General features: G+C 34.5%; 15 protein-coding genes. 13 read left to right on the top strand and 2 right to left on the bottom strand.

Going from position 1 to position 18,307, the window contains the following annotated elements:
* Positions 1-18: 18 nt before the first annotated feature.
* Positions 19-975: a methylenetetrahydrofolate reductase [NAD(P)H] gene (gene metF / locus EM308_RS01765; RefSeq protein WP_035636962.1), complete on the top strand. Its 957-nt coding sequence runs from the start codon at positions 19-21 to the stop codon at positions 973-975.
* Between the two features lie 123 nt (positions 976-1,098).
* Here metF and gldA read toward each other — a convergent pair whose 3' ends face one another.
* On the bottom strand, positions 1,099-1,995 hold the full coding sequence (gene gldA / locus EM308_RS01760; protein ID WP_035636963.1) for a gliding motility-associated ABC transporter ATP-binding subunit GldA: 897 nt from the start codon (positions 1,993-1,995) through the stop codon (positions 1,099-1,101).
* A gap of 579 nt (positions 1,996-2,574) precedes the next feature.
* Here gldA and EM308_RS01755 point away from each other — a divergent pair.
* From EM308_RS01755 to EM308_RS01740, 4 genes are all read left to right on the top strand, one after another.
* Positions 2,575-3,402, top strand: coding sequence for a prephenate dehydratase (locus tag EM308_RS01755; protein ID WP_035636966.1), 828 nt, complete (start codon positions 2,575-2,577; stop codon positions 3,400-3,402).
* Between the two features lie 110 nt (positions 3,403-3,512).
* Positions 3,513-4,658, top strand: a complete 1,146-nt coding sequence (locus EM308_RS01750) for a pyridoxal phosphate-dependent aminotransferase (RefSeq protein WP_035636967.1) — start codon at positions 3,513-3,515, stop codon at positions 4,656-4,658.
* 182 nt (positions 4,659-4,840) lie between these two features.
* Positions 4,841-5,698, top strand: a complete 858-nt coding sequence (locus tag EM308_RS01745; RefSeq protein ID WP_035636968.1) for a prephenate dehydrogenase — start codon at positions 4,841-4,843, stop codon at positions 5,696-5,698.
* Positions 5,699-5,845: 147 nt separating this feature from the next.
* Complete coding sequence (locus EM308_RS01740) at positions 5,846-6,925, top strand: bifunctional 3-deoxy-7-phosphoheptulonate synthase/chorismate mutase type II (protein ID WP_035636969.1); 1,080 nt, start codon at positions 5,846-5,848, stop codon at positions 6,923-6,925.
* 105 nt (positions 6,926-7,030) lie between these two features.
* Here the strand turns inward: EM308_RS01740 and EM308_RS01735 are convergent, their stop codons facing one another.
* Positions 7,031-7,537, bottom strand: a complete 507-nt coding sequence (locus EM308_RS01735; RefSeq protein WP_051877771.1) for a hypothetical protein — start codon at positions 7,535-7,537, stop codon at positions 7,031-7,033.
* 252 nt (positions 7,538-7,789) lie between these two features.
* On the opposite strand from EM308_RS01735, the gene rsgA reads away from it, so the two are divergent.
* From rsgA to queA, 8 genes are all read left to right on the top strand, one after another.
* Entirely contained in the window at positions 7,790-8,767 is a 978-nt protein-coding gene (rsgA, locus tag EM308_RS01730) for a ribosome small subunit-dependent GTPase A (RefSeq protein WP_035636970.1), read from the top strand.
* Between the two features lie 83 nt (positions 8,768-8,850).
* Positions 8,851-9,303, top strand: a complete 453-nt coding sequence (gene dtd / locus EM308_RS01725; protein WP_035636973.1) for a D-aminoacyl-tRNA deacylase — start codon at positions 8,851-8,853, stop codon at positions 9,301-9,303.
* A 65-nt stretch (positions 9,304-9,368) separates the two neighbouring features.
* Positions 9,369-11,273, top strand: a complete 1,905-nt coding sequence (locus tag EM308_RS01720) for a DUF3857 domain-containing protein (protein WP_035636976.1) — start codon at positions 9,369-9,371, stop codon at positions 11,271-11,273.
* Positions 11,274-11,280: 7 nt separating this feature from the next.
* The gene (locus tag EM308_RS01715) at positions 11,281-13,293 is read left to right on the top strand and encodes a DUF3857 domain-containing protein (protein WP_035636977.1); all 2,013 of its coding nucleotides are present in this window, start codon (positions 11,281-11,283) and stop codon (positions 13,291-13,293) included.
* Position 13,294: 1 nt separating this feature from the next.
* On the top strand, positions 13,295-15,286 hold the full coding sequence (locus tag EM308_RS01710) for a DUF3857 domain-containing protein (protein WP_035636978.1): 1,992 nt from the start codon (positions 13,295-13,297) through the stop codon (positions 15,284-15,286).
* Between the two features lie 2 nt (positions 15,287-15,288).
* The gene (locus EM308_RS01705; protein WP_035636980.1) at positions 15,289-15,615 is read left to right on the top strand and encodes a nucleotide pyrophosphohydrolase; all 327 of its coding nucleotides are present in this window, start codon (positions 15,289-15,291) and stop codon (positions 15,613-15,615) included.
* 80 nt (positions 15,616-15,695) lie between these two features.
* Positions 15,696-16,934, top strand: a complete 1,239-nt coding sequence (gene aroA / locus EM308_RS01700) for a 3-phosphoshikimate 1-carboxyvinyltransferase (protein ID WP_035636982.1) — start codon at positions 15,696-15,698, stop codon at positions 16,932-16,934.
* Positions 16,935-17,102: 168 nt separating this feature from the next.
* Positions 17,103-18,152 (top strand): tRNA preQ1(34) S-adenosylmethionine ribosyltransferase-isomerase QueA, encoded by a 1,050-nt coding sequence (gene queA / locus EM308_RS01695; RefSeq protein WP_035636983.1) that lies wholly within the window; start codon positions 17,103-17,105, stop codon positions 18,150-18,152.
* Positions 18,153-18,307 lie beyond the last annotated feature (155 nt).

Here is an 18,307-nt window from a genome sequence, read left to right as displayed (position 1 = left end):
AAACTTGAAACAAATAAAATGAAAGTAACAGAACATATAGAAAAAGCCAAAGGAGAAACATTATTCTCTTTCGAAATTATTCCACCTCAAAAAGGGAAAAGCATTCAGGAATTATACGATAATATCGATCCGCTGATGGAGTTCAAACCGCCGTTTATTGATGTAACCACTTCTCGTGAAGAATATATTTATGTGGATAAAGGCAATGGGTTGCTGGACAAAAAACTAACGAGAATGCGTCCGGGGACTTTGGGAATTTGTGCTTCTATTAAACATAAGTACCAAGTAGACACTGTGCCTCACTTGCTTTGCGGAGGATTTACTCAAGAGGAAACAGAATATATGTTGGTGGATTGCCATTATCTTGGAATCAACAACGTGATGGCGCTTCGAGGTGATGCGATGAAAGACGAACAATCTTTTGTGCCGAAAGTGGGAGGGAATAATTATGCTGTTGATTTGGTTGCACAAATCAATCAATTGAATCACGGAAAATATTTGCACGATGTTATGGATATCGATAACAAAGCGGATTTTTGCATTGGTGTTGCGGGTTATCCTGAGAAACATTTGGAAGCTCCCTCTTTACAAACTGATTTGAAACGATTAAAAGAAAAAGTAGATGCCGGTGCTGATTATATTGTAACCCAAATGTTTTTTGATAATTCTAAATTTTTTGAATTTGTAAAAAAAGCAAGGGAAATGGGAATTACAGTTCCTATTATTCCAGGGATTAAGCCTATTGCGGTTCAAAAACATTTACAGATTTTGCCTCAAATCTTTCGTATCGATTTACCGGAGGATTTGATAAATGCCGTAGAAAAGTGCAAGAATAATGCAGAAATTCGTCAAGTAGGTATTGAATGGGCCATTCAACAATCCATAGAACTGAAAGCAGCCGGAGTTCCCGTTTTGCATTATTATTCGATGGGAAAATCAGAGAATATAAGGCAAATAGCCAGCAAGGTTTTTTAAAATTTCACCCCGTAGAGACGTTGCACTGCAACGTCACTCTTGTTTTGTTCGGGTTGTTTAGAAGTTGCACTGCAACGTCTCTCTTATTTTGTTCAGGATTGTAGACGTTGCAGTGCAACGTCTCTACTTCGTAATCTCCCTAAAAACCGTTTCGAGATTTTTATTCTTTTGGTTGAGTTGTAAAGTTTTTAAACCATTATCGTAAGCGAAATCAAACACTGTGGATCGCATATCTTTTTCGGATACAAAAGTCAATTCCCAAAAACAATCATTAATTTTTAGCGAAGATTTTAAATGCGGGATTTGAGTAATCAGTTCTTCGTCAACTTTTAAGTCAAATTCAACTTCTATTACTTGTTCTTTATTGGAAGAAATTAAATTATTCAGTTTCTTGTCGGCAACAATTTGTCCTTTGTCAATAATAATAACACGGTCGCAAATTGCTTCCACTTCCTGCATAATGTGAGTCGAAAGAAAAACCGTTTTGTCTTTCCCCACGTTTTTGATCACATTCCTGATTTCGACCAATTGATTTGGGTCTAATCCTGTTGTTGGTTCGTCAAGAATTAGAACATCAGGATTATGCAATAAAGCGTTGGCCAATCCCACACGCTGGCGATAACCTTTGGATAATTGTCCAATTTTTTTATGGCTTTCGGTTTGTAGGCCTGTCAATTGAATCACTTCTTCGATTCTGTTTTTATTTACCTTATATACATCGGCGTTAAAAGCCAAATATTCCCTCACGTACAAATCTAGATACAATGGGTTGTGTTCCGGCAAATAACCAATAGAAAGCTGTACCTGTTTTTCCTGGGAGTTTACGTCAAAGCCATTAACAAGAGCGACGCCAGAATCAGCATTAAGATAAGTTGTTAAAATTTTCATCAGGGTTGATTTTCCTGCTCCATTGGGCCCCAAAAAACCAACAATCTCTCCTTTTGCGACAGCAAATGAAATGTTGTCCAAAGCCTTTTGAGTACCGTAACTTTTCGAAATATTTTTTACTTCTATTGACATACCTTGATTATTTAATGCAAAAGTAAATAGAAAAAACTTTTATTTATTGTTTTTTGATGGATTACGAACTCGTTAAAGTCAAAAAAGATTGTCGAAACGATTCTATTGTATAGTTTATTCTCTGACATTTGAGAGAATAATTATATTACTAAACCGAACAGGTTAGGTTTTTTTTTAGCTCAAAAATAGGTTTTTAACTTAAAAAATATACTGATTTTTGGTTGTTTTGTAGATTGTACATATTACTTATTGTTTATCTTGTTTTGAAATTAATAATTCTAACGACTTATAAAGTGTCTTTTTTGTGAAATAATCAATTTTAACCCCGTTTATCAAACGAATCTTTTTTTGTTGCATAAAAGATTATTTTTATTTTGTCGACTCAAAATATGTTTTTAAATTTGCAGTAAATAATTGAAAAACAAATATCACAATGTCTAATAACCGTTTTTATTTTAGCAACTCTTTTTATTTCTTCTTTGGGGAGTAAGGGATTGTGCTATGGTTATTTGAAAAATAGAAAAAACAAATAAAAATAATATACAATCCTGATGAAAATCAGGATTTTTTTTTGACCCAATGAGAACGAAAATTGCAATACAAGGAATTAAAGGATCTTTCCACCATCAAGTGGCTCAAGAGTATTTTTATCAAAATATCGAAGTAGATGAATGTCTGTCTTTTGAGGAATTGGTAGCTAGTCTGCTGTCTGGGAAATCAGATCAGGCCGTGATGGCGATAGAAAATTCTATTGCAGGTCCGATAATTCCAAATTATGCATTGATTGACAAAAACAACCTGCATATTATAGGAGAACATTATTTGGATATTCATCAAAATTTGATGGCGCTAAAAGGGCAAAAAATAGAAGATATTCAAGAAGTACATTCTCATCCGATGGCTTTGTTGCAATGTATGGAATTTTTGAAGCAATACCCACACATAAAGATAGTTGAAGATAAAGATACAGCCGAAACCGCTAGAAGAATTCATGAAAAACAACTGAAAGGTATTGCGGCCATTGCAAGTAAAACAGCATCTGAAATGTATGATTTGGAAATTCTGGCTCCAGAAATCCAAACGATAAACAACAACATGACCCGTTTTGTAATTATCAAAAAAGAAGAAGATTTTGCAGACGAAAAGGAAATTAATAGAGCTTCAATCAAATTTGAATTGGATCATAAGAGAGGAAGTTTGGCAGCGGTATTGAATGTGATGAGTGACTGTAAACTGAATTTGACCAAAATCCAGTCGTTGCCAAAAATTGAAACTCCTTGGAAATATTCTTTTTTTGTTGATGTTACTTTTGAAAAATATGAAGATTATGCCAAAGCCAAAACCTTGTTGGAAATAATGGCAAATTATTTTAAAGTATTGGGAGAATATAAAAACACCAAACCTTAATTAGTCATAAAGTTGCAAAGTCGAAAGTCTTAAAGTCAAAAAAGAATAAAGCAAAAATAAAAGTTAAAATGTGCCTAAAGCTTACAGCTTAAAGCCTAAAGCGGAAAAAAATGATTACAACAGCAAAACGTCTCGATATTATTGAAGAATACTATTTCTCATCAAAGTTGAGGGAAGTGAGACAACTGGCCGCGGCGGGAAAACCAATTATCAATATGGGAATTGGTAGTCCGGATTTAAAACCATCCAAAGCCGTTATAGATGCCGTTATTTCGTCGATGCATGATGAGAATGCACATCAATATCAAAGTTATCAGGGCTTGCCAGAACTTAGAAATGGGATGGCCGATTTTTATAAAAATAACTTTGCGGTAACTTTAGATCCTAATGTTGAAATTTTGCCATTAATTGGATCCAAAGAAGGAATCATGCATATTTCGATGGCTTTCCTGAATGAGGGAGACCACGTTTTGATTCCGAATCCTGGTTATCCTACCTATACTTCGGTGACCAATTTGGTTGGAGCTGTTCCGGTTTATTATGATTTGAAAGAAGCGAATAGTTGGGAACCTGATTTTGAAGCTTTGGAGAAACTGGATTTGGCAAAAGTAAAAATCATGTGGATTGGTTACCCACACATGCCTACGGGAGCAAGAGGAAGTTTGGAATTGTTTGAGAAATTAGTCGCATTTGCCAAGAAACACCATATATTATTGATTAATGACAATCCTTATAGTTTTGTTTTAAACGATAAACCGATGAGTTTGTTGCAGGTGGATGGAGCCAAAGAAGTGGCACTCGAACTGAACTCTTTGAGTAAAACTTTCAATATGGCAGGCTGGAGAGTTGGTATGGTTTTGGGAAGTGCAAAACTGATTGATTCGGTTCTAAAAGTAAAAAGTAACATGGACAGTGGAATGTTCTACGGAATCCAAAAAGGGGCTGTGGAAGCATTGAAGAGCGATAAATCTTGGTTTGATTCAATGAACGAAGTTTACAAAAAACGTCGTGTGCTTGTAGAACAATTGGCCGAAAAATTGGGATGCGAAGTTTATAAAGAAGGTGTTGGACTTTTTGTTTGGGCCAAATTGCCTGCAGGAATCACGTCGGCTGAGGATTTTATTGATAAAATATTATACGAAAAAAATATTTTTATAGCTCCGGGAACGATTTTTGGGAGCAACGGAGAAGGTTATATCCGATTTGCACTTTGTGTAAAAGAAGAGAAAGTACAAGAAGCGATAGATAGATTTTAGATTGCTGATTATCGATTTTAGATTTATGATTTTAAAAGGCGAGTAGGTTTTAAATAAATTTTCTGAAAAAACGAAATGCCCTAGCCCTGATAGAAGCGGCATCCTTTTATGGTCTCGTTTTTTTCTAACGAGACCATAAAAGATATAGCGGATAGCAGGATTAGCTCCAAAAAAAATAGAATATGAATATATATGTAATAGGTGTTGGATTAATTGGGGGATCAATAGCATTGGACGCTAAAGATTTGAATCCAGACGCAAAGATTTTTGGAATCGACAGTAATGAAAAGCATTTGCAGGAAGCAAAAAAGCTTGGAGTTATTGACGAAGCAGCAACATTTGAGGATTTATCCAAAGCAGATTTTGTGATTGTTTCGGTTCCAGTAGATACAGCGATTGTTGTTTTGCCGACAGTATTGGATTTAATTTCGGATTCGGCTATTGTTTTTGATGTGGGATCAACCAAGGCGCCTATTTGCGAAGCGGTTGCCGGTCATCCAAAAAGAAGGAATTTTATCGCCACGCATCCTATTGCGGGTACTGAATTTTCGGGGCCATCGGCTGCTATCAGAGGGTTGTTTCAGGGAAAGACAAATATCATTTGTGAGGTTGAGAAAACGACTTTCAAATTGCAGGAAAAAGCATTGGATTTGTTTAAGAACATCGGAATGAGAATCCGTTATATGGATCCAAAATCGCATGACAAACATATTGCCTATGTGTCGCATTTATCGCATATCAGTTCGTTTATGCTTGGAAAAACGGTAATTAATAAAGAAAAAGACGAGCAGGATATTTTTGACATGGCGGGTTCCGGTTTTGAAAGTACGGTTCGTTTGGCAAAAAGTTCGCCGGCGATGTGGACACCTATTTTTAAACAAAACAAAAAACAGGTGATTAAAACATTGGAAGAATATATTTCGAATTTATCCAAGTTTAAAGAACTTATGCTGAATGATGATTATGATGCGATATATCACGAAATGGAAAGCGTAAACAGAATTAAGGAAATATTGAATGGGATGAATGCCAAAAAATAGGCAGTTAATCCATTAACGATAAAAAAGAACAACATATAAATAGTAGTAAGCAATTAATAATAAAGATCTCTCTTGCTCCCTCCGGTTGTTTGGGGAGTTCCGATAACCATCGGGAGGAGAGAGGAAAAGTAAAAAAAAATAGAAAAGATGGAAAACAAGAAAGAAATGAGAGATTGGTTGAACGAATTCAAATTGTCTCACCCATTTGTAATTGCAGGTCCTTGTAGTGCAGAAACAGAAGAGCAAGTTTTGAAAATTGCTCATGAATTGAAAGATTCTGATGTAAGCGTTTTTAGAGCAGGTATTTGGAAGCCAAGAACACGTCCAGGAGGATTTGAAGGTGTTGGTGAAATTGGATTGAAATGGTTGCAAAAAGCGAAAGCTGAAACCGGTTTATTGATGGGAACTGAGGTTGCAACTGCAGCTCACTGTAAATTGGCTTTGGAACACGATATTGATGTTTTATGGGTTGGTGCTCGTACAACGGCAAATCCATTTGCTGTTCAGGAAATTGCTGATACATTGGCAGGAACAGATAAAATCGTTTTGATTAAAAACCCAGTGAACCCAGATATGGCTTTATGGTTGGGAGGAGTTGAGCGTTTGTATGCTGCCGGAATCAAAAAATTGGGTGTAATCCATAGAGGTTTTTCTACTTACGAAAAAACAAAATACAGAAACATTCCAGAATGGCAGATTGCTATCGAATTGCAAAATAAATTCCCTGATTTACCTTTAATCATCGATCCTTCGCATATTACAGGAAACCGCAATATGATTCTTGAAGTGACTCAAGAGGCTTTGGATTTGAATTATGACGGTATGATTATCGAAACGCATATTGATCCAGACAATGCTTGGAGTGATGCTGCACAACAAGTAACACCAGATGCTTTGAAACAAATTTTCAAAGATTTGAAAGTTAGAAAAACGAGCGGGGACAATGATTTTGAACAAAAAATGACAAAATTAAGAGCAAACATCGACGTTTTGGATGCTAATTTGTTGGATTTGTTAGGAAAACGTATGAAAGTAGCTGACGAAATTGGTCAAGTGAAAAAAGATAACAACGTGGCTATTTTGCAAAACAATCGTTGGAACGAAATCCAAGCAAAAATGATTGCTGAAGGTGCCAAAAAAGGATTGACAGAAGAATTTATCATTAAATTATTTAAAGGTATCCACCAAGAAAGTATCGAACACCAAGAGAGAATCTTGAATTCGTAATTTCTAGTTAAAGTTTTAAATCCCTGCATTTTTTAATGTGGGGATTTTTTTTGTTTCATTGGAAGAAACGAATCAATCGCATGAAGCAAGTTTTCTTTAATTCAATCAATTTTGTTCCAAAGAGCTTTTGGTTTGATATTCGCTCTTATCCAAATCATTTTTATTTATTTTACTGAAAACAAATTCCGGATTTTTGAAATCTATGGGATATTCAGGTGAAAAATGAATCAACCCAAACAAGGTTATAGGAACTCCTTTTCCTGTTATCAGCTTATCATTGTGTTTTAGAAAAATAACAGGAATTGTAGTTACTCCTCCACCATACGTTCTGTATTTGAATTTCCCACGCAAAGTATCTCCAGAAATCTCCCCGTCAACAACACCAGAGTCTTTGATGGCTCTGCTTCCGTGATAGATTTGGTAATTTCCAAAAAAGCGTTCTTTATTTGTTCCAATTATAAGTAAGGCAGTGTCTTTGCCATTAATGGCCCGATAAAATGTGCGGTATTCTTGGGGTTCTCTTTTTTTACAGCTCATTATAAGTGAAATTAAAAACATAGTGGTTATCCCTATGCCAATTAATTTACCTAAATCTATTTTTAAAATTTGCATTTAATATTCTTTTGGTAATGGTTTTATTTTGTTCCAATGATTATGAATTCCCAAAGAAAAAGATATTTAGGATAACTTATGAAACAAAACAAATCTAGCAAAATTACTTCTGTAATACTGGGAAATAGTTGTGTTTATCTGTATATGAAAGAAAAAATATGTTTAATCTTTAAACCTAAAACAAAACTTTATCTTTGCAAAAGATTTAGGATTTAAATTCAAAATCTGTAATCGGATATCTAAAATTCAAAAATGACAGGACTCGTATACAAATCGACAGGTAGTTGGTACACCGTAAAATCCGAAAATGGAGATTTTATCGAATGCCGTATGAAAGGGAAATTCCGAATAAAAGGAATTAAAAGTACCAATCCAATTGCTGTGGGCGATATTGTCGATTATGAATTGGATGAAACGTCGGATACCATTACTGGGATGATTCATACTATTCACGACAGAAAAAATTACATTGTTCGTAAGGCGGTGAATTTGTCTCATCAAATGCATATTATTGCGGCCAATATCGATTGTGTTTTTCTTTTGATAACAGTCAATAATCCACCAACGACTTTTAGTTTTATCGATCGTTTTTTAGTCACAGCCGAAGCTTACGGAATAGAAACAATTTTGGTTTTCAATAAAATTGATACGCTAGACGAGGTTACTCTGGACGACCAGTTGTATATGCAGCATGTCTATCAGGAAATAGGGTATAAATGCCTTCGGGTTTCTGCTGTCGAAATGAAAGGGATTGATGAGTTGAAAGAGATAATGATTGGAAAAGTCAGCATGTTTTCTGGGCATTCAGGAGTTGGGAAATCAACTTTGGTAAATGCTTTGGAACCTTCTTTGCAATTAAAAACCAAGAATATTTCAGAGCAAAGCAAACAAGGACAACATACAACAACTTTTGCCGAAATGTACGATTTGAGTTTTAATGCTCGAATTATTGATACACCGGGGATAAAAGGTTTTGGAATTGTTGACATGGAAAAGGAGGAAATCAGTGATTATTTTCCGGAATTCTTCAAATTGAAAGACCAATGTAAATTCAACAATTGCTTACATAAAGAAGAGCCTAATTGTGCCATAAAATCCGCATTGGAAAGAGACGAAATCGCTTGGTCACGTTATAACAGTTACCTCAAAATACTCGAAGGAGATGACGAACATTACCGAACCGACACTTATGATGAAGAGCGAAAAGCAAGTGATAAAACAAGGGAATAAGTACAAATGTCAATTCTTAAAGAATAATAAATGATCGTAGAGATGCATTGCTGTGCATCTTTTTGTTTTAATTGAATTTTTAAATGAAAACAGTTATTCAAAGAGTTTCTTCTGCATCGGTTACCATCGATTCAAAAATCGTGGCCGATATCCAAAAAGGGTTAGTCGTTTTGGTCGGAATAGAAGATGCAGATACTCAGGAAGATATCAATTGGCTTTGCCAAAAAACAATAAACCTTCGCATTTTTGGTGACGAAAATGATGTGATGAACCTTTCGGTAAAAGATATTGACGGCGATATAATTGTTGTTAGTCAATTTACGCTTCATGCTTCAACCAAAAAAGGCAACCGTCCGTCTTACATAAAAGCTTCAAAACCAGATTTTGCTATTCCAACGTATGAGAATTTTATAAAAACTTTGGAAAAGGACTTTGGAAAAGGGGTGCAAACCGGAATTTTTGGTGCAGATATGAAAGTTGCCCTTGTAAATGATGGGCCTGTTACGATTGTAATTGACAGCAAAAATAGAGAGTAAAAATTATACTAAATAAATGTTAAGTTTTTCGTAAAAAAAATTATATTTGACGAAATTACTTACCGATGAAGACCCCAATTTTCACCTTTTATTTTGTTCTAATAGCCTACTTTGCGACCGCACAAAAAACGGATTATTCTAGTTTTACTATTACCGATAGTCTCAAGCAAAATGCTGATGCTGTAGTTCGTTTGAACCAGTTTGATATTGTAATTGCTTCTCAGCGTAGTATGAATATCAAGACAAAGAGAGTAGTGACTGTCCTGAATGAAAATGGTTTAGAAGCCATTGAAGCCTATAGCAATTATGATAAATCGAGTCCTGTCAAAAGTATATTGGCAACGGTTTATGATGCTTTTGGGAAAGAAATAAAAAAAATAAAAAGAGGCGATTTTAAAGATGTAAGCGCCGTAAGCGGTAGTACACTTTTTTCGGAGAGCCGTTATATTTATCTGGATTATACACCCATCCAATATCCATTTACAGTTGTTTTTGATTGTGAAATAGAAACTTCTAATACGGCTTTTATTCCGCAATGGATGCCTTTGCACGATTATGCAGTAAGTATCGAACAAAGTGTCCTCAATGTAAATTATCCTTCAAACCTTGGATTCAAATACAAAGAATTCAATTTTTTTAATAGCATTAAAAAAACAATTGACACTCCAACTCAATTATCGTATACAGCAACCAATATTCTAGCTCAGAAATATGAGAGTTATAGTCCAAATATTAGTAATCTTTTCCCTAGGGTAATGATGGGATTAGAATTGTTCAATCTAGAAGGTGTTGATGGTAATGCTAAAAGCTGGACAGAATTCGGAAAATGGTATAACGAAAAAATTCTGAAGGGGACAACAGATTTGCCTGAAGAAACCAAAAACAAAATTAAAACTTTGGTAGGAACTGAAACCGATCCAATCAAGAAAGCCCAAATTATTTATAAATACGTTCAGGGAAAAACAAGATATGTTAGTATTCAGGTAGGGATAGGAGGTTGGAAACCGATGCTAGCCAGTGATGTAGACCGTTTGGGTTATGGAGATTGTAAGGCTTTGAGCAATTATACGAAAGCGCTTCTTAGTGTGGTAGATGTGCCGTCTTACAATGTGGTTTTATATGGTAACCCAAAAAAACGAGATATAGAATCTGATTTTGTTTCGATGCAGGGGAATCACATGATTTTGGCAATACCCAATAAGAATAAATATGTTTTTTTGGAGTGTACCAATCAAGTTGATCCATTTGGTTATCAGGGAACGTTTACCGATGACAGAAATGTTTTGGTGGTAAAACCTGAAGGAGCGGAGATTGTAAGAACCAATATTTATGAGGACACAACTAATACCCAAATTACCAGGGGTACATATTCCATTGCGGAAAACGGTGATTTTTCTGGGAAAATAGGAATTGTTTCCGAGGGATCTCAATACAATCAAAAATTCAATAACGAGAGACTTTCGCCAACCGAAATGGAGAAATTCTACAAAGAGTATTGGAGCACAATTAATAATTTGAAAATAAAAAAAATTACTTTCAAAAATGATTCTGATAAAATAAATTTTACAGAAAATGCCGAGATAAGCGCGGCGAATTATGGTAATATGTCTGCAAATAAAATGATGTTTGCCGTAAATGCCTTTAATCAATTAACCGAAAGTGTTAAACGAATTCGGAACCGAAAAAATCCGATGGAAATTCAAAGAGGGTCTATGGATATCGATGAAATAGAAATCGCTTTGCCCGTTAATTTTTCGATAGAATTCCTTCCGCAGAATGTTGAAATCAGTGGGAAATTCGGGGAGTATAAGACAGAGATTATAAAAAAGGACAATACTAATCTTATATACAAGCGAAAGTTCTTTTTGAAAAAAGGTTTGTACACTAATAAAGAATACGATGAGTTCCGCCTTTTTATGGAACAAATTTCAAGAAATGATAACGCCAAAATAATATTAACCAAAAGCTAATTAAAAAATGAAAACTAAACACTTTGTTCTTTTATTATTAGTACTATTTTATTTCGATGGAAGAGCCCAGGAATTTAAGCTGGGAAAAGTCTCCATTGCTGAATTGGAGCAAAAAGTTCATCCAAAAGATACAGCCGCCGTCGCAGCAATATTGTTCAAAAAGGGGGAAGACAGATTTGAATATTTATCTGGCGAAGGTTTTAGGGTGATAACTGAAGTATCCATGCGTATTAAAATTTATAAAAAAGAAGGTTATGATTGGTCAAATTATGCCGTAAGATTTATACCTGGTTCCGGTTCTATGAAAGAAAGCGTCTCGTTTGATAATGCGGTAACTTATAATTTGGTAGGAGGAAAAATTGAAAAAACTAAGTTAAAAAGTGAAGGCGAATTTGAAGAAAAGCTTAATCGCTATTGGAACAGAAAGAAGATCACTATGCCAAATGTGAAAGAAGGATCAATAGTAGAGTTCAGTTATAGAATTGTGTCAAATAGGATTGGAACGCTTAGGGAATTTTATTTTCAAGGTAGTATCCCAGTGAACTATGCAGAATATAGGACTTATATCCCAGAGTATTTTATTTACAATACTAAAATGAAAGGATTCATTTCGCCGAAAGTTGTTGTCGAAAAAAATCCAAAATCAATCATTATTAATAGTAAAGAAAGATCTAATGGCCTTGTTTCAAAAACTGAATTTTCAAATGACAAAATCGAATATCAGGAAACAAAGACTACTTATACTGCGGTTAATCTGCCAGCCATGAAAGAGGAAGCATTTGTTAACAACATCGATAATTACACATCAAGTGTAATACAGGAATTATCTATGACAAAATATCCAAATGAAGCCATAAAACCTTATTCCACAGACTGGAATGCGGTAGTGAGAACTATTTATGATGACGGTGATTTTGGTGCTGAGCTCAACAAAACTGGTTATTTCGAGGATGATTTGAAAGCGGTAGTTAACGGATTGGCAAGTCAGGACGAGATTATTTTGGCTATTTTCAATCATGTGAAATCCATTGTAAAATGGAATGGCTATAATGGTTATTCCTGTATTGATGGTGTAAAAAAGGCCTATAAAGATAAAACGGGTAACGTAGCAGAGATTAACCTCATGCTTACGGCGATGCTAAGAACAGTGGGTTTAAAAGCAAATCCTGTCTTGATTAGTACTCGTGCCAATGGTATTTCATTTTTCCCCAATCATAGTGCCTTCAATTATGTAATAGCAGCAGTAGAAACATCTGAAGGTTTGATATTACTGGATGCAACAAGTAAATTTTCAAATCCAAATGTTTTGCCGTTTAGAGACCTAAATTGGATTGGAAGGTTAATCAGAAAAGACGGTACATCGGAAGAAGTTGACTTAATGCCAAAGAAATCTTCTAATAATAATGTGACAATGATGTATTCAATTGATGCTACCGGTAAAATTTCAGGTAAATTGAGACATCAGAGAACGGATCATAGGGCGATGAATTTTAGATCTGAGATTGAAAATATAAAGGAAGAAGATTATTTGGAAAAGTTGGAAAATGAAAACAAAAAAATTGAAATAGCAGACTATAAGAGAGCGAACGAAAAGGATATTAAAATGCCTATCGTGGAAAGCTGTTCTTTTACGGGTACTAATTTATGTGAAATTATAGGCGAAAAAATTTATGTTAATCCATTATTGTTTTTTACTGATGAGCAAAATCCATTCAAACAAGAGGTAAGAGAATACCCAATAGATTATGGTTTTCCGTTTAAAGATAATTATACAATAAATATTGATATTCCTGATGGGTACCGAATTGAGGCACTGCCAAAATCAGCTATATTTAATATAGAAAATAATATAGGAGATTTTAAATTTATAGCTCAAGCTTCTGAAAAAGATATACAGATTTCAGTTTCCCATCAGATTAATGTTTCAATTGTTTCTTCAGAGTATTATTCAACGCTAAAGGATTTTTATAATGCCTTGATAGCAAAAGAAACTGAGAAAATTATTTTAAAGAAAATATAAAATGTCATTGTATAGAGTAATTATCACAATACTATTAGTTTGTGTATTTATAAAAAGCGAAGCACAAAATTATCAATTGGGAAAAGTTACCAAAGCAGAATTGGAACAAAAAGTGCATCCAAAAGATTCATCTGCGGCAGCTGCAATTTTATTTAAAAAGGGAAGAACATATTTTAGTTATAATAAGGACGCTGGTTTTACTGCAAATCATGTATGCGAAGTAAAAATCAAAATTTATAAAAAAGAAGGATTAAATTGGGCGAATCAAAAAGTTAAGTTTTATATTGGATATGAAAAATTAAATAGTGATCAGTTGGATTTTTCAGATGCGGTGACTTATAATTTGGAAAACGGATCGATAGTAAAGACCAAGCTAGAAAATCAGGGAACGTTTAAAAATAAAATTAATAATTATTGGAAAGAAAAAACAATCACGCTGCCCAATGTAAAAGTTGGTTCAATCATTGAGTATAGATATGTTTTAAAGTCCGAAAACATTGTGAAATTTCCTGATTTTGATATTCAATACGATATTCCTGTTGATTATTTTTATTATAAAACAGAATTGCCAGAATATTATGTCTATAAGCCCATCTTGGTTGGGTATATTCATGTAGATGCAGAGGCCAAAATGGTAAATGGATCTCAAACTTACGATAACCAATACGGTCAAACAGCTGGTTTTACATACAAACAAATTGACTCATTCTATTCTGGGAAAGATATTCCAGCTCTAAAGCAAGAGCCATTTGTTGATAATATGGAAAATTATCGGGGCTGTATTAAACATGAGTTGGAACGTGTTCGTTATCCGGAACAGCCAGTTAAAGATTATGCGATGACTTGGGAAGGTGTTGCCTCAACTATTTTCAAGGATGAAAAGTTTGCAAAAGAATTCAAAGACACAAAATTTTTAGTTGATGATATTAATCGATTATTGGCTAATGTTGAGTCTCCAAACGAAAGATTAAAGATTATTTTTGGGTACGTTCAAAACAGAATGAATTGGAACGAGATATGTGATTATTACCCTGAGAAAGGTGTTGTCAAAGCATATATTGATCAAACGGGGAATGTTGCCGAAATTAATTTTATTTTGATTGACATGCTCAGATTGGCCGGTATAGAAACCAATCCGGTTTTGGTCAGTACAATCGAAAACGGGCTTCCGGTTTACCCAACTAGAACAGGGTTTAATTATGTAATTGCTGCAGCAGAGATTGACGGAAAACAAATTCTGTTAGACGCGTCTCATAAATTTACATCTCCTAATATCCTGCCTTTGAATGTTTTGAATTGGAAAGGCAGACTTATAAAGAACGACGGGACTTCTCAGGAAATTAATTTAGACCCTCCTAATCAATCCAAAGAAATTTTTAATTTATTAGCAAAAATAGATGGAGCCGGAAAAATTGATGGACAGTTAAGAATTCAGCGTAGCGATTATGATGCCTATCATTTTAGAGTCGAAAATAATACTAAAACCCAAGATAAGTACCTTGAAAAGATTGAAGAACAATTGGGTAATCTTTCCATTTCAAATTACAAAATCGAAAATCAAAAGGCTAATATAAAAGATCCAATTGTAGAGACTTTTGACTTTACTTCAAATGGGCAATTGGAAATTATTGGAGGTAAAATTTTTGTAAATCCACTTTTGTTTTTTACCAGAAGAAAAAATCCTTTTAATCAGGAAGAAAGAAAAATGCCTCTATATTTCGGTTATAAAAATGCGGAGCGATTTAATTTGAATATACAAATTCCTGAAGGTTATGAAATTGAATCAATGCCGAAACCAGTCAAAATTAGTTCAGAAGACAAACAGATTGTCTATACATTAAATTGTTCGGTTGATGGAGATAAAGTTCAAATTATAAGTACAAAAGAAATAAACAATAGTATTTTTGCAGCTGAGGGTTACGAAATGCTGAAAGACTTTTTTCAGAAGATAATAGTAAACCAAAACCAAAAAATTGTTCTTAAAAAAAAATAACAATGAACATAAAAAACGCACAACTAGACGTAGACACCTGGATAAAAGAACATGGAGTTCGCTATTTTAATGAGTTGACTAATATGGCTCAGCTTACTGAAGAAGTAGGCGAGGTGGCTAGAATTATTGCCCGCAGATACGGTGAACAATCTGAAAAAGAAAGTGATAAAAGCAAAGACCTTGGCGAAGAATTGGCTGATGTGGTTTTTGTGGTTTTGTGTCTTGCCAACCAAACCGGAATTGATTTGCAGGCTGCATTTGACAAAAAAATGGATTTGAAATCGGTTCGGGACAAAGACCGCCACAAAAACAACGATAAACTAAAATAATGTTATAAGTGAAGGCAAAGTTTTGGTACATCCTTTTTTTAAAATAAATTTGCCCAAATACACTTTTGATCCCGAATAAAATGAATTTACTGGTACAGACTTCCCAACTCGACTTAAACGAACAAATTGCAATTACAGGTTCCAAAAGCGAAACAAATCGATTATTGTTGCTTCAGGCTTTGTTTCCAAATATAACTTTGGCCAATACATCAAACTCTGATGATAGTGAAGTAATGCAAAAAGCCTTGGTAGGGAATGACGAAATAGTAGATATTCATCATGCCGGAACTGCGATGCGTTTTCTTACGGCTTATTTTGCTGTAAACGAAGGTCGTGAAGTGGTTTTGACAGGTTCTCAAAGAATGACTGAAAGACCAATAAAAGTTTTGGTTGAAGCTTTGCTGCAGCTAGGAGCTCAGATAACCTACGAAAAAGAAGAAGGTTATCCGCCGATTCGTATCAAAGGACAGAAAATAACTGCTTCGAAAGTAAGCATTCCAGCCAATGTAAGCAGTCAATATATTTCGGCATTGCTTTTGATTGCACCAAAATTGGAGAACGGAATCGAATTGACTTTGGTCGGTGAAATTACTTCTGTTCCATATATCAAAATGACTTTGGCATTGCTCAACGAAATAGGTGTTGAAACTAATTTTGAAGGGAATACCATTACAGTTAAACCATTAACAACAAACCCAAAACAACAAACTTTAACCGTAGAGTCTGACTGGAGTTCGGCGTCTTATTATTTCAGTTTGGTTGCTTTGGCAGAAACAGCTACAGTTTCTTTGACCAGTTACAAAGAAAGTAGTTTGCAGGGAGATTCGGCTTTGGTCGAATTATACAAGGAAATGGGGGTAACTTCTCATTTTGAAGGAAACAAACTTACATTGACAAAACAAGAGAATTTCGATTATAAAGACATTCGTTTTGATTTGAATAATACTCCTGATATAGCACAAACCATTGTGGTTACATGTTTAGGATTAGGAATTGGCTGTCATCTTACCGGTTTGCATACTTTAAAAATTAAAGAAACCGACAGATTGGAAGCACTCCGAATAGAATTGACAAAACTCGGTGCCAACATCTCGGTGACAAATGATAGTTTGACTTTGGTCGCAACAAACAATATTAATAGAGAGGTGCGAATTGATACTTATAATGACCACAGAATGGCGATGGCATTTGCTCCATTGGGATTAAAAGTGCCAATTATCATCAATAATGCCGATGTGGTGTCAAAATCATATCCTGATTTTTGGGATGATTTAAAAAAAATAGGTTTTTTTATGGTTAATAAATGGTCGTTTACATAGGATTTTGTTGCGTTTTTGTTCCTTCTGGTTTGGAAAGGATTGGGGTTTGGTGAAAATAAACTGCTAAACACTTGACAACGCCTGTTTCACAATCGTATATTTGCAAACGATTTTAAATTTTGATTTCAAAACTTATAATTTATAAATCATAACTCATAACTTTATCAGATGAAATTATCTCATTTCAATTTTAATTTACCAAAAGAACTTCTTGCAGAATACCCAGCCGAAAACAGAGATGAGTCTCGCTTGATGGTTGTTGATCGCAAGAAACAAACGATTGAACATAAAATGTTCAAAGACCTTATCGATTATTTCGATGATGGTGATGTTTTAATTTTGAATAATACCAAAGTTTTTCCAGCCCGTTTGTACGGAAATAAGGAAAAAACAGGAGCTAGAATTGAAGTGTTTTTACTTAGAGAACTAAACGCAGAACAAAGACTTTGGGATGTTTTGGTCGATCCGGCGCGTAAAATCAGAATTGGAAATAAATTGTACTTCGGAGATGACGATTCATTAGTGGCCGAGGTAATCGACAATACCACTTCACGTGGTAGAACTTTACGTTTTCTTTATGACGGTTCTTATGAAGAATTCAGAAATAAATTGACAGAACTAGGAGAAACTCCTATTCCTAAATATATTAATCGTGATGTAACTCCAGAAGATGCAGAGCGTTACCAAACAATTTATGCCAAAGAAGAAGGAGCTGTTGCAGCACCAACTGCAGGTTTGCACTTTTCTAAGCATTTATTGAAAAGATTGGAAATCAAAGGTGTGAAATTTGCCGAAGTGACACTTCACGTTGGTTTGGGAACATTCAATCCAGTTGAGGTTGAAGATTTATCAAAGCACAAAATGGATTCCGAAGAGTTGAAAATCACTCAGGAAGCCTGTGATATTGTGAACGCTGCCAAAGTAGCAAAGAAAAGAATCTGTACAGTAGGAACGACTTCTATGCGTGCTGTAGAGAGTTCTGTTTCTTCGCAAAATACTTTAAATCCTTATGACGGATGGACAAACAAATTTGTTTTCCCTCCACATGATTTTGCTATACCAAATTGTATGATTACCAATTTTCATACACCAAAATCAACTTTGTTGATGATGGTTTCTGCTTTCTGCGGACACGATTTAATGAAAAGAGCCTACGAAGAAGCAATCAAAGAACAATATAGATTCTATTCTTACGGAGACGCTATGTTGATTATCTAAGAATTCAATTTACATAAAATTTAAAACTCGTCAGCAATGGCGAGTTTTTTTATGGACAAATGAGAATAAAGGATATCGGTAATTTATGATTTATTGAAAACTCGTACAGGAACAACTAAGGTATCATTTATTTGTGAATAAGTTTTATGAGGTAG

The sequence above is a fragment of the Flavobacterium gilvum genome (assembly GCF_001761465.1).
GTDB lineage: Bacteria > Bacteroidota > Bacteroidia > Flavobacteriales > Flavobacteriaceae > Flavobacterium > Flavobacterium gilvum.
Note: the sequence above shows the minus strand (reverse complement) of the source record. Positions and strands in the feature narration are given on the sequence as shown.

Bases quoted from the DNA above. Each gene is read 5' to 3' on its own strand.
- metF (WP_035636962.1), top strand. From the start codon at position 19: ATGAAAGTAACAGAACATATAGAAAAAGCCAAAGGAGAAACATTATTC.
- gldA (WP_035636963.1), bottom strand. From the start codon at position 1,995: ATGTCAATAGAAGTAAAAAATATTTCGAAAAGTTACGGTACTCAAAAG.
- EM308_RS01755 (WP_035636966.1), top strand. From the start codon at position 2,575: ATGAGAACGAAAATTGCAATACAAGGAATTAAAGGATCTTTCCACCAT.
- EM308_RS01750 (WP_035636967.1), top strand. From the start codon at position 3,513: ATGATTACAACAGCAAAACGTCTCGATATTATTGAAGAATACTATTTC.
- EM308_RS01745 (WP_035636968.1), top strand. From the start codon at position 4,841: ATGAATATATATGTAATAGGTGTTGGATTAATTGGGGGATCAATAGCA.
- EM308_RS01740 (WP_035636969.1), top strand. From the start codon at position 5,846: ATGGAAAACAAGAAAGAAATGAGAGATTGGTTGAACGAATTCAAATTG.
- EM308_RS01735 (WP_051877771.1), bottom strand. From the start codon at position 7,537: ATGCAAATTTTAAAAATAGATTTAGGTAAATTAATTGGCATAGGGATA.
- rsgA (WP_035636970.1), top strand. From the start codon at position 7,790: ATGACAGGACTCGTATACAAATCGACAGGTAGTTGGTACACCGTAAAA.
- dtd (WP_035636973.1), top strand. From the start codon at position 8,851: ATGAAAACAGTTATTCAAAGAGTTTCTTCTGCATCGGTTACCATCGAT.
- EM308_RS01720 (WP_035636976.1), top strand. From the start codon at position 9,369: ATGAAGACCCCAATTTTCACCTTTTATTTTGTTCTAATAGCCTACTTT.
- EM308_RS01715 (WP_035636977.1), top strand. From the start codon at position 11,281: ATGAAAACTAAACACTTTGTTCTTTTATTATTAGTACTATTTTATTTC.
- EM308_RS01710 (WP_035636978.1), top strand. From the start codon at position 13,295: ATGTCATTGTATAGAGTAATTATCACAATACTATTAGTTTGTGTATTT.
- EM308_RS01705 (WP_035636980.1), top strand. From the start codon at position 15,289: ATGAACATAAAAAACGCACAACTAGACGTAGACACCTGGATAAAAGAA.
- aroA (WP_035636982.1), top strand. From the start codon at position 15,696: ATGAATTTACTGGTACAGACTTCCCAACTCGACTTAAACGAACAAATT.
- queA (WP_035636983.1), top strand. From the start codon at position 17,103: ATGAAATTATCTCATTTCAATTTTAATTTACCAAAAGAACTTCTTGCA.